Source organism: Butyricimonas synergistica DSM 23225, from assembly GCF_000379665.1.
GTDB lineage: Bacteria > Bacteroidota > Bacteroidia > Bacteroidales > Marinifilaceae > Butyricimonas > Butyricimonas synergistica.
The window spans coordinates 38,538-50,519 of sequence record NZ_KB903373.1 but is presented as its reverse complement, the minus strand read 5'-3'; the positions used below and the strand labels follow the sequence as shown (position 1 = coordinate 50,519).

Sequence of the window (11,982 nt, the reverse complement as noted above, 5' to 3'; positions counted from 1 at the left end):
GCGAACTTCCCCCTTTTTTACTTTCCGTTTCCTTTGGAAAGCAATTCCTTTATCCCGATCTCGTTAATTTGCCCATCTTGAAAATCATCCGGGTAATCATTCTTCATGATTCGCTCTAGTGCTTTCAAGTGAACAACATAGTAAAAATAGAAATGAGTGTTCAAGTCTTTCAATTTTGTCAACTGGATCAAAAATTTATTGTAGTCACTCAAACGTGCGCTCATCTGGTGCTTTTTCTTTTTCTCACCATCCTTTTCCACGAGGTAGAATCCAAACACGTCGTACACCTCATTATAGTGTACTTCCAAATTACAATGACACAGTAATCCCATGAGTTTAGTCATTCTTTTAAGCGTCGAGTAAAGAATGTGTAACTTCTCCCGCTCCGACGTTTCCAACCTTGCCGCGGGACAAAGCAAACGCGCCTCTTCTAAAAAGAATTTCTTCAATTCTTCAATATCTATATTATCATGAAAATCTGTCATCCGACCTTATTTTAGAGTATTATTTTATCATATCAGCTAATTGGCTGATGAAAAACCTTGAAAGAATACCTTATTTTACATCTAAAGTTTAAAACCATGAAATCAAAGATAGAACTTTACACGTCTGACAAGGTAAAACAATACAGGTTAGAGGCTGAAATGAGCCTGCAATACTTCGCTGATTGCCTCAACGTGACACCTCAATTCATACATGACTGCGAGAACCCGCAAAAAGCTCAAGCATTCAACTTCGATCACGTGAACGAAATCGCAAAATTATTAAAACGCCCACTTTGGGATTTTATCTCAAAATACCCGCTTTAACCCGGTGGGGGCTTGTTCTTGTTGAGGGACGATACTTTCTGTTTCATAACTGTTAAATTTAATAATCCGGGATGTGTACACCTTTTATTATTTTATTGATATTCAGCATAATAACATTCCACACACCCAATATTTCAGGTGTATTTTCCCTTCTGGCATTTCTGCCTCTCCATAAAATTTTCGTTTGTTTTTTGCACGCGTGAACGTGACTGACTGGACAACCCTCTACGAGGTTTAATAATGCAAATATAATCATACTTCATGAAGTGTCAAAATAATTAAGGCAAAATCTTTCCTTTATCAATAAAAAAAATTCTAAATGGCAGCAACACAGGATAAGAACAAGAAAACGGAAATAGAAATTTTCGTTATCAATAAGGTTAAAGAATTTAGAGAAGCGGCAAAACTAAGCAAAAGGAAATTATCCTTAGAATTAAGGTTAAATCATAACTATGTGAATAACGTAGAAAACCCAAAATCGTCAGCGAAATACAATCTCAATCAACTTAACGAGTTAGCAAAAATCTTTAAATGCACTATCGCAGACTTCATTCCCTCACCTTATATAAAAACCGACACGATCGAAGAATACATGGAATTACACCCGAAGATTAAAGCCAAGTACGAGATCATGGCTAAAAATTACGAGGAGAAAGAGCGAAAAAAAATTGAAGAAAAGGAAAGGAAGAAAAAGGAGAAAGCCGCGATGAAGAAAAAAGCGACCTCCAAGAAAAAATGATCGGGCGAATCCGCTAACTCGCGGACCGGGCTTTCCGCGGTACTTGATACCTCGCTGCAATCCCTTTCGCGGGAAAAGGGAGCGAGCGCCCCAAAAACTTAATTATATTACAGGATAAAACACGCGCGACATGACAATCGAGGATCTGCATAAAATTCTTTCCAAAGGCGAAAGTTTACATCTCGAATTTAAGGAGGCAAGAATAAAAGTCCCCAACAATTTCTACGATACCGTGGTTTCTTTTCTGAACCGGGAAGGAGGAACAATTATACTAGGGGCAAACGATGATGGAGTTATAACCGGAATTGATAAAAATGCCGTCGACCAATTAAAAAAAGATATTGTTACCGCGTTAAACAACAAAGATGTCATAAATCCCCCGGTCAATTTCCCTATCTACCAACTGGAAGATAAAGGTCTGATCGTTTTATACGTGAAGATTCCCGTTAGCTCGCATATACACAGCCATGACGGAATTATCTATGACCGGGAAAATGATAGCGACATCAGAATCGAGGATGATTCCCGAATTTCTGAATTATATTTCAGAAAACGAAATCATTTTACCGAGAATGAAATATTCCCGTACCTCCAAATAGAAGATTTGGATAATAACCTGTTTGATAAAGCGAGAAGTATTATTCGATCTGTCAACGCTTCACATCCTTGGTTGACGATAAACAACATGGAGATTTTACGCTCATCCGGGTATTATCGAAAGGATATTCGGACTGGCGAAGAGGGATTAACCCTCGCTTCCGCTCTCGTGTTTGGAAAAGATTTAACCATCCAGAACATCCTCCCGGCATATAAATTCGATATTTTGGTAAAATTGAATGACCTCGATCGTTGGGATGACAAATTAACGTTACGAACAAATTTAATCGACACCTACCTGCAAGCGATGGATTTCATAAAAAATCGCTCACGCCTGCCCGATATGTTTTATTTGGAGGGAGATCAACGAAAAGATTTGCGAGAAATAATATTCCGTGAAATAATAGCTAACGCCATTGTTCACCGGGAATACACGAGCGCGTATCCTACCACGATGATTATTTACAAAAATCGTGTTGAAATAACAAATCCGAACAAACCTTTATTCAGAGGGTTGTTGACTTTGGATTCTTTTAATCCATACGCCAAGAATCCGAATATACGTAAATTCTTCTCCGAGTTTAGCTGGGTAGACGAGATCGGTTCCGGGGTAAGAAATGTATACAAATATCTAAATATCTATTCTTCCGGTACAAAACCCCTCTTTATCGAGGATAACCAGTTTAAAACCGTAATTCCCCTTGTTGGCTCCGTTTTGGGAGAAGAGAGAGCTGCCGCGTTTATCGAACTGGTGGGATTAAATAAAACTAACCTCGATTCAGAAACGCTTGAATCTATTGAATCTTTAAACTTGGCTCCTGACTATGCAGAAATGAATGATACGAATGCTTTATTTTTCGCCAAGGATAGAAGTTTGGGGTGGAGTTGGAGTAAAAAAGGGGTGGAGTTAGAAAATCTTAGAATAAAGATAAACAACGAGTTACTAGAAAATCCTTCTTTCGAGGGGTGGAGTTGGGCAGAAAAAGGGGTGGAGTTATTCGATAAAAGAACGATGAATTTGATTAAGATTTTATTGCTCTGTTTGACTCCCAAGAATATCGAAGATATACAAAATTTGATCGAGTTTAATTCAAGAAATAAATTGAGAGAAATATATATCAACCCTTTACGGGTAGCTTGTTTATTAGAATACACTATAAAAGATAAACCCAATTCTTCCAACCAAAAATATGTTATTACAGAGAAAGGGAAAGATTTTTTAGGTGGATTTGACTTGTAGCAAATAATTTAAACAGCAACCTATGCTAGTAGTGGATAACATGAGTTTACGGGAAATGTATACCGAACTCGTAAACGACGGGCCCAATGTCACGGCGAAAGTCGAGTACCTGTGCAATAACTTCCGGCGGAACGTTCTCAAACGCACTCGCTTTCCCGTTCAATTCAAGCCAGTCGATTACGTTTCACCGAAAAAAAATAAATGGATTATCATTTTTACAGCCAAAAGCAAAAAAGACGCGGAAACTCCGGCAATCACTTATGTTTGCACCGCGAACGCGAGAGGCGGTATTTACGTGTTCATGATTTCCTTGTTTCAAGGTGATCCCTGCGTACTCATGTTCCCTCCTCACTTTTTTCAACGATACCGGGATAGATTCATGGAAGGGAACAATGATATAAAAGGCATTGACCTGATAAAATACTTTTTTTGCAGGAACCCGACTTTCTCGTCTGATGAAAGCGTCGAGGATAAAAGAATTTTTCAAACAAGCTGCGAGGACGGAGTATGTTTAGGCATCGAGAAAGAAAAGAATATTTTTATTCAAAGAACGTTTATAACGTATGAAATGCTGAAAAACGACCAAATCGACACGTTCGAGAGCCTGTACGATTCTCTGTACGACGGAAAGGAATAATCTTATTCCCCTGTCGGGTAATTCGCTCTTTTTTTCGCCTCTTCCAGTATCGCCTTGTACATCCGGGGTTCTAACCAATCCTTTGCCACGCTCATAAACTTGCGCGTGAGTAATTGATCTTTATTCTCCGATCTCTTCAATGCTTTTTTCCTCGCGAGAATCAAATCTAAAAATTTTAACCGGTACTTCCGTGCCTCGTAAGCCCTTCGATAATTACTATCCTCGACTAATTCCGGGTTCAACCCCTTCAAATCCTCGAAGCGATCGAGCGTTGTTTTCACGTCCCTGAGTTGTTCAGTTAATTTTTCTTCCCAATATTGGAGCAATTCAATATCCTCGCACTCAAGAACATCATCGCCAGTAATTTCTAACTCTTTATTAAACAAATTCTCCGCTTCCATACTCGTGTATTTTAGATGACAATATAACAAAATTAAACCAACCCCGGAACATTCAAACCGACTCTTTCTCAACAAATATATTGCATACTGTACAGGGTACAAAACAATTCGCGGAAAATCTTTTCTTTACTTTTAATTTTTAGAAAAATGGGAACCAAAACAACCGAGATTGAAACCTACATCATAAACAAGGTTAAGGAATACAGGATAAATGCCGGGATGAGTCAAAGAAAATTGTGTTTGGAATTAAATTTAAGCCCATCCTACGTTTTTCGTGCCGAAAGCCCGAAGTATGAAACAAAATACAATCATAACCAACTGAACGAGATCGCGAAGCTGTTTAATTGCAAGATCGCCGATTTCATGCCTGACCCTTTCGTGACAACAAACTGCATTGAAGAATTTGCGGAGATACATCCCCGGTTCCGGCTGAAATACGAGGAACTGCAACGACAGGAAGAGGAAAAATCAATGAAAAAACTAGAAGAACGGGCAAAGGAAAAGGCAAGGAAGAAACAAAAATCATCAAAGAAATAATCCTTCTCCTTCACGCGGGCGAACCCGCCCACTCGAATCTTCACCTATACATATAGGAAACGCCCTCCAAAGAGGGGAGGGCGCTTTGGATATTCATTTAATTTACTATTTAGAGTCACGGGCGGTTTCCTGCCCGCGCTTCCACGAGGAATGGTGGTTCCCGCGCTTACACGTTTGCATTATTTCGAGTGGGACTCTATTTAATAAATCTTATCACAAAGGTAGTCATCTGATATTTCAGATGAAAGAAAATAAGAAAAAATATTTTCTTTATTTTTTCAAAAATAAGGCAATGAAGACACAAGTTGAGTTAGCGATTATAAAAAAGGTTCGGGAGTATAGACTCGCCGCCGGGATGTCGCAAGCCCAATTGTCAATGGAAATGAATTTGGATATTACTTTCGTGGGGAACGTGGAAAGTGCTAAATGTAAGGACAAATATAATTTCAACCACTTGAATGCCCTCGCCATTATCTTCAATTGCAAGATGAAAGATTTTATGCCGGACGAAAATTTCCCGGACGATAACTCGAAGTACCTCAAACGAGATAAATAACAAGAGGGGGCAATTGCCCCCTCTCTTTAGTCTTCAAAGATGTTTCCCCAACACTAGCTTTATTACACCTCTAAATTTACGGTTAAGATTTGAAAAAAGTACGTCATTCTTGACTTGACGAGTGCATATAAACACTCACGTCGCTACAATCCTGACTTAAATCAAATGTTTGCTCCACGGTTGAATAACTCTGGTAATCCGGGTCAGAAAAACGCAAGGTTGATTTTCTACTTTGTACTTCAATAGAAAAAGAACCATCCGACCATGTGGTTGTGGTATTAACGGAAACACCATTTACCATTTCATCTACCACGATTCCACCAATTGGTGATTGGGTTGATTGATCGTAAACATGTCCGCTTACAGAAGTCTGTACTGCCGGGGCAAATGCCGTGAACGATAGGCACATTGTACCAACCGCCACCAAACATAGTAACATTAATCTTTTCATAGTCGCGTAAATTTAACATTAATAAAAATAATGCGCGCATAAAAACTCTCTCTGAAAATGTATACTCATGCAAGTTAAGATTATTTTTTTACTTAAAAAAGTGCGTATTAAAAAAATACGACGGAATAATATTGTTAAATAGAATAATTCTTTACAGTTTTCAAAAACAACACTTATTAGCTACATATTAGCAATATTTTTAGCACACTTTTTGCTGAATCGCTAGAAACTAACAACAACAAGACTTACAAAAAAATACAGGTTATTATTCAGTCGTGTATACACATCTAATTTATTCCAATTTTGTACTTTTTTTCCTATCTAAAAATACTATTTATAAATAACATGAAACACCACTAATTTATAATCATTTTAGATAAAATGAGCCAAAATAGGCTCTCAAACCCCATTTTATCATTTACAATCAATACTGTTTTACCGAATCGTGATTATATCGTTCAGGTTCGTGGTGTACCTCTTGGAAACATGCTCGCTTTTTAGCTTCCATTTTTTACTGTACCCTTGGGCGGCAATTTTCAGCGCGTCTGTCCCGTTTTTCTTGTTGATCCGGTCAACGGTATTATACAAGCGTTGAAGTCTAACGCGGTCCGTTTCATCAAACAAATTTAGCTGCACCTCGTTTTTCGGAACGATGGCGGATACCACGCACCCCGCTTTCTTATACGCATATCCTTTTTTATAAATATGTTGTAGGATAGAACAGGCAGCAGCTATTAGTTCTGAACTCGCGTTCGTCGCCACGGGCAACGATATTGTCCTACACTCGAAATCTTGTGGTAAATCCGCTCGAAACCGATTCGTTAGTATGAACACGGTAATCATTGTGGCACACGAATTTTGTTCCCGCAGCTTCAGGGCGCAAGCCGCCGCAAAATTCGACACCGCCTCGGATAATGTCAGGTAATCGGTCACGGTTTCACCGAAACTTCTCGATGTACAAATACTTTTCTTATCTTGCGGTTGCTCCAAATCATAACAGGGAATACCTTTTAACTCCCTCCATGTTCTCACCCCGTTTACTTTCATGTGCTTACGGACAAAAATTTCCGATTTTAAAGTAAAATCATAAGCTGTTTTTACCCTGTGATAATTTAACAACTTGGCATATTGTCGCCCAACTCCCCACACATCCACAATATCGAACAATTTTAGGGCTTTTTCCCGCTTTTCCTCGCTATCTATAATACACACGCTGCCATAGCGTTTATATTTTTTCGCGAACTTACTTGCCACTTTAGCCAACGTCTTCGTGGGAGCGATACCCATAGACACTGGGATTCCGGTATTCCGGGTAACAGTGTTCACGATTTGTTTCCCGTATTCTGCCAAATTATAATGTTCCTCGTATCCCGTGAGGTCAAGAAAACTCTCGTCCACGGAATAGACCTCTATATCCTTCACGAATCCCGCGAGAGTCTGCATGACTCGATTTGACATATCCTGATACAAAACATAGTTAGATGAAAAAACATGAACCCCATGTTTCACGATAACATCCTTCACTTTAAAGTAAGGATCACCCATTTTAAGCCCTAATTTCTTCGCCTCGTTGGATCGTGCGATCACGCACCCATCGTTATTAGAAAGCACCACGATCGGCTGATCCCGTAAAGCGGGATTGAATACCCGTTCACAACTCGCGAAAAAGTTATTACAATCGACAAGGGCATACATGGCTCACCTTTTTCGTTGTTTAATAATGCTTGTTACCACTCCCCAAACAACAAAATAGTTCTCACTCGTTACCAGTGTCGGCTCGTACTTAGCATTTGCTGGATGCAACCAGATCACATTTTCTTCTCCCGTCCTCCTCTCGATCAATCGTAAGGTAAATTCTCCATCAAGAAAAGCAACCACCATATCCCCATTTTTCGGAGGTAATAGAGATTTATCTATTACAACAATATCCCCCTCGTCAACCCCGGCATCTTTTAAACAATCCCCCACGACACGCCCGAAAAAAGTAGATGCGGGATTCTTCACAAGTTCTTCGTTTAGGTCAATTGCCAATTCCAAATAATCCGCCGCCGGAGAAGGGAAACCTGCATGAATTCCCTCTTCCGCCAAAGGCAACGCCAAGCGCGTACTCGTGTCGCACTTGTATAATTTTATTTCTCTAAATATGTCCTTTTCCATCACTACCGCGAAGATAGAATGGGAAATTCATAATTAATTTCGTAATAAATTAATTACAAGAAGATTTAGGAACATTTGAGAATGTTTTGGTTAAGTTCCGCGTGAATATATAAATGAACGTTCGAGGATACACCTATATAATAAGGTATAGGAAACATACGATTACTCTAATTTTTTAACTCTTCCTTACGTGAAAAGAGCAATCAACACTCGCGGCTATTTATAGAGAAAAAGCGGGGGATACCCCGCTTTTATTCTCTTATGTGGTAATTGATTCTTCTTTTTCATAACTCTAGTTCAACGTGAGGCGTTATTCCGGCAAGCGGACACGAAACATCGGAATATCCGGGGCGTTACTGACCGCATACAAAACGCTTTCGCCCTCGTCATAACTTACCCCAACCGCTGACTTATCCAACATATAGGTGTTTAGCAAATTCCCGTCCCAATCGAACACCAGCAACTCGTTACAAGTATAGAAGTCCTTTCCCGATTCATTGTATGTTTTTCCAGAATAAAGGGCGTAAACACGTCAGCGAGTTAAACAAAAAAATTAGAAGCAGACCCGTCACTCTCGCTCAAAGTATGCCGCAACATGGGTTACAGATTATATCGCGAGGACTTTTGGCAAGGATAAACATTGTCTATACAAATGTGCAAATTGTAAACCGGGAATGAAGTATTTAATTTCGTCTTGTTTTTAACATTCCCAACAAGGATGCTAATTCTTTTCCCGTTTGCGTTATTGATTTAATATCTATTCCTATTTTTGATTCAATTGCATCAAATTCTTCTTTTAGCGTTTCAACTTCCTTCAATACTTCCGTTCTTTCCCTAGATTCTAGTTTACCCTCACGTTCTAACCAAGATTTATTCAGTACGAATGTTTGTATTTCTTGTATTCTATGTAGTTTCAAAACTTCTAGGTAAAAATTTCCATTTATTATTTTCTGAACATCAATTTCTTTACGACTAACAATTGAAACATAGTCATTACTTTTGTATAATTCCCAAAAATTGCGGGCTAAATCTATTCTCTGTATTTGATTCAATTTCTCTCCCATCAAAAACGTCTCAAATTCCTCTTTACTACCGAATATAGATTCGTAACGTGACTCCGAGAATATACTTACTTTATCATCTATATTTGAAGTTAAAAATCCGACCAACTCGTTAATATAGTCCTCCGGTTCACGTTGTATATATTCTCTCATCTTTTTGCAAGCCCTCTCGTCCAAAATAGCACCCTTTACATTATCATTTTTTTCAACACAACTAGACAATAATTCCAAACCTTTGGAAATATTATTTCCCTCCCTTTTAGAAATATCATTATTGAGATAGTAATCTAAACTCTTTCTGGCATATTGCAGTAATTCATCTTTACTTAGAAACCATGCTTTATCGCAATCATCGGATATGGATAAATCTAAAAGAACCCGCTGTAAAAATTTATTATAAATATATTTCCCTTGTGCATCTTCCTCAAACAAGTCCATCAGGTAACGTTTATATGAATATTCATACCCGTTGTAATACTTTTTCACAACAATAGCCATATCACTTTTATAAAAATATTTCGTAAGATTACTATAATAATCTAAGGATGAAGTATATTCCAACATGTAAAATGATAATTTCATGTGAAATTCAAATTGTAGTTTTCTTTCAAAATCATTAATTGGGTATTGTCTAAAAAAATTAATTAGATCAAAGAGATAATTTTCCTTCACCCATGCGTCAATTTTAGAAATCGCATCTCTTTCCAATAATAAAAAAAGAGATTTTAATTCAATAATTTTTAAGGAGTTAAAAATCCCGTCTAAAAAATATATATCAAAACTTGATTTATCATATATTGGTCTTAAAACGCCAGGTTTATAGAAATTAGGAAACAACTTTGTCAACACGTGATTTACCACTTGAACGTGTCTTTCCCCGTAGTTATATTCTTCTAGTTTTTCATTAAGTACTTTTTCTTCTAGTAAAGAAAAAAAATCATTATTATTAAATTCTTGCTTGAACAATCTTCTTTCTCTTAATGAATTATAAACCTCTGTATATTTATAATTTAACAACTTCAAATAAAAATAATGGTCGAACACAACTTCATCTTTCAAATTGGTATATTCCTGAATAAATACATTCAAAAACCTTTTGGCATCTCGAATATTTTGAATGAAGACTTTGAAATCATCCCCTAACTCATTCATTATTCGCAAATAATCGATGTTATTGCCCAAACGAAACTTCAATTGTTTTGCAAGATATTCAATGATATAATTTTGAGACCTGTATGGCAAATGAAGCTCTACATCAAAGAATTTATCCCAAAATGAAGGCATATCTTTCCCCGATTGATCTTCAGCAAATGGGTTGAGACATCGCCTGTCATACGCTGATATGAAAATGATATTCGATATATTGGCAGAATAGCGGATGAGTTTTCCGGTTTGTAAAGTTTCTTCCGGTGTCAATCGATCAATATCATCTATGATAACAACAAGCCGTTGATCTAGTTTATCAATTGCATATTGCAGTTTTTCTTCTTCATTGACTTGATAAAACATTTGCTTCAATTCACTCAAACGGGAAACAATATGACTTTCATCCACGAATCCAAGAACTTTAAGGTAGTTATCAATTAACGTGGACGCTTCCCCGTTATACTTGCGTAAAGTCGATTTCAATTTTTCAAAAAAAGTAACTTGAATCTTATCAGCATCCTTGCATTTAGCAGGATTGAATTTTATTATGATATATTTTTTTCTTATCTTATTAGCTAACAAATTCAAATAAGAAGATTTACCATTTCCCCAGCACGCGTCGATACCTATACTAAAAGAATGCTCTTTGGGTACTTTTTCTAAATATTGAACCAGACTATTAACCGAAGGAGTATATACTAGCTCGTCTTTATCTTCTTTCTCTATTTCTCGATCCGCTTCAAGATAATAGTCGGGTGATTCCGTTTTATCAGGTTTCGACCTGCGATATAAATAAACCTGATAACACGTGTAAATAAAGAGAATAGCGAACAACACATCAAAATATTTTAGTCTATAATCCTCGGGATAGTAAATGTACTCACCCGTGAACCGAAACCGAATATAAATCACGGTCAAACTTAGTATCAAAATTATCCTGGGAACAGTATCCAAATAACATTTATATGATTTATAAGAAAGAAAAACTGCCAGTAAAGCCAACGAGATACAGGTTACTATTCCAAAAGCCCAACCATCGTTAATCTTGGAAAGAAGACACACGATCGTGTCATCATATAACTCCACGAGTTGCTTTTCATATCCTGCCCAAATAAAAGCTCCGAATAAAACAAGCAAAAAACTTTTCTTGTAACGCCCTAAAAAGTTCCATCTCTTTTTTACAGTCTTCTCTTCATTATCGTTATTATTGCTCATAATAAGTAAATCAACTTGTTTATAATTCCAGTATCCATCCGCCGGCTCCCTACCCTCATGCACGCCCCCACTCTTACACGCTATAAAGATAGAAATTAAGAATAATTAATTAAAATAATACACGAAGAATTTTTCGGATGCGGTTTCTGCCAAATGTTGAAATGTCCCAAAAGACGAGTTCGAGACACTAGAATTATTACAGTAAAAAAATCCCTGTCCTTATCTTTACAATTACCTGTATACAGGACGAGAAATAAAAGAGAGCCGCCTCGGAACTGACGATAGTATTCAAAAGGGGAACAGCTCAAATTAGGAGTACCTAATAGAAGGACTATTGGTAAAAATTTTGCCGCGAAATAAGCACTACTACGCAAATACACCTACAAGTTAAACAAGAAATTAAAAGTATCCCTCCTCACTCTCGCTAAAAATGTCC

The 11,982-nt window shown here is 37.4% G+C and carries 12 protein-coding genes and 1 pseudogene; 6 read left to right on the top strand and 7 right to left on the bottom strand.

Annotated elements, in window-relative coordinates; translation table 11 throughout:
• Nucleotides 1-17 precede the first annotated feature (17 nt).
• A complete protein-coding gene (locus A3CY_RS0118850; RefSeq protein ID WP_018339511.1) occupies nucleotides 18-485 on the bottom strand; it encodes a hypothetical protein in 468 nt (155 codons plus the stop codon).
• Nucleotides 486-581: 96 nt separating this feature from the next.
• Here A3CY_RS0118850 and A3CY_RS21680 point away from each other — a divergent pair, with 96 nt between their 5' ends.
• The 4 genes from A3CY_RS21680 (at nucleotide 582) to A3CY_RS0118825 (ending at nucleotide 4,022) form a co-directional block, all read left to right on the top strand.
• Nucleotides 582-809, top strand: a complete 228-nt coding sequence (locus A3CY_RS21680) for a helix-turn-helix domain-containing protein (protein ID WP_071596016.1) — start codon at nucleotides 582-584, stop codon at nucleotides 807-809.
• Between the two features lie 454 nt (nucleotides 810-1,263).
• On the top strand, nucleotides 1,264-1,548 hold the full coding sequence (locus A3CY_RS22345) for a hypothetical protein (protein ID WP_240388189.1): 285 nt from the start codon (nucleotides 1,264-1,266) through the stop codon (nucleotides 1,546-1,548).
• A 130-nt stretch (nucleotides 1,549-1,678) separates the two neighbouring features.
• Nucleotides 1,679-3,385, top strand: coding sequence for an RNA-binding domain-containing protein (locus A3CY_RS21670; protein WP_018339508.1), 1,707 nt, complete (start codon nucleotides 1,679-1,681; stop codon nucleotides 3,383-3,385).
• Between the two features lie 22 nt (nucleotides 3,386-3,407).
• Entirely contained in the window at nucleotides 3,408-4,022 is a 615-nt protein-coding gene (locus A3CY_RS0118825) for a hypothetical protein (RefSeq protein ID WP_018339507.1), read from the top strand.
• A 2-nt stretch (nucleotides 4,023-4,024) separates the two neighbouring features.
• On the opposite strand, the gene A3CY_RS0118820 is transcribed toward A3CY_RS0118825, so the two are convergent.
• A complete protein-coding gene (locus tag A3CY_RS0118820) occupies nucleotides 4,025-4,423 on the bottom strand; it encodes a ribosome small subunit-dependent GTPase A (protein WP_018339506.1) in 399 nt (132 codons plus the stop codon).
• 147 nt (nucleotides 4,424-4,570) lie between these two features.
• Between A3CY_RS0118820 and A3CY_RS22340 the strand changes: the two genes are divergently transcribed.
• Complete coding sequence (locus A3CY_RS22340; protein ID WP_018339505.1) at nucleotides 4,571-4,960, top strand: helix-turn-helix domain-containing protein; 390 nt, start codon at nucleotides 4,571-4,573, stop codon at nucleotides 4,958-4,960.
• A 292-nt stretch (nucleotides 4,961-5,252) separates the two neighbouring features.
• A complete protein-coding gene (locus A3CY_RS21660; protein WP_071596015.1) occupies nucleotides 5,253-5,516 on the top strand; it encodes a helix-turn-helix domain-containing protein in 264 nt (87 codons plus the stop codon).
• A gap of 103 nt (nucleotides 5,517-5,619) precedes the next feature.
• Here the strand turns inward: A3CY_RS21660 and A3CY_RS23400 are convergent, their stop codons facing one another.
• The 5 genes and pseudogenes from A3CY_RS23400 to A3CY_RS0118790 all read right to left on the bottom strand — a co-directional run bounded on the left by A3CY_RS23400 (nucleotide 5,620) and on the right by A3CY_RS0118790 (nucleotide 11,609).
• Nucleotides 5,620-5,967, bottom strand: a complete 348-nt coding sequence (locus tag A3CY_RS23400; protein WP_071596012.1) for a peptidase associated/transthyretin-like domain-containing protein — start codon at nucleotides 5,965-5,967, stop codon at nucleotides 5,620-5,622.
• A 435-nt stretch (nucleotides 5,968-6,402) separates the two neighbouring features.
• Nucleotides 6,403-7,662: a Y-family DNA polymerase gene (locus A3CY_RS0118805; protein WP_018339503.1), complete on the bottom strand. Its 1,260-nt coding sequence runs from the start codon at nucleotides 7,660-7,662 to the stop codon at nucleotides 6,403-6,405.
• Nucleotides 7,663-7,665: 3 nt separating this feature from the next.
• Nucleotides 7,666-8,124 (bottom strand): LexA family protein, encoded by a 459-nt coding sequence (locus A3CY_RS0118800; protein WP_018339502.1) that lies wholly within the window; start codon nucleotides 8,122-8,124, stop codon nucleotides 7,666-7,668.
• A gap of 310 nt (nucleotides 8,125-8,434) precedes the next feature.
• Nucleotides 8,435-8,641 (bottom strand): annotated as a pseudogene (locus A3CY_RS23080) (hypothetical protein); the annotation flags it as partial.
• A 166-nt stretch (nucleotides 8,642-8,807) separates the two neighbouring features.
• The gene (locus A3CY_RS0118790; protein WP_155828487.1) at nucleotides 8,808-11,609 is read right to left on the bottom strand and encodes a KAP family P-loop NTPase fold protein; all 2,802 of its coding nucleotides are present in this window, start codon (nucleotides 11,607-11,609) and stop codon (nucleotides 8,808-8,810) included.
• Nucleotides 11,610-11,982 lie beyond the last annotated feature (373 nt).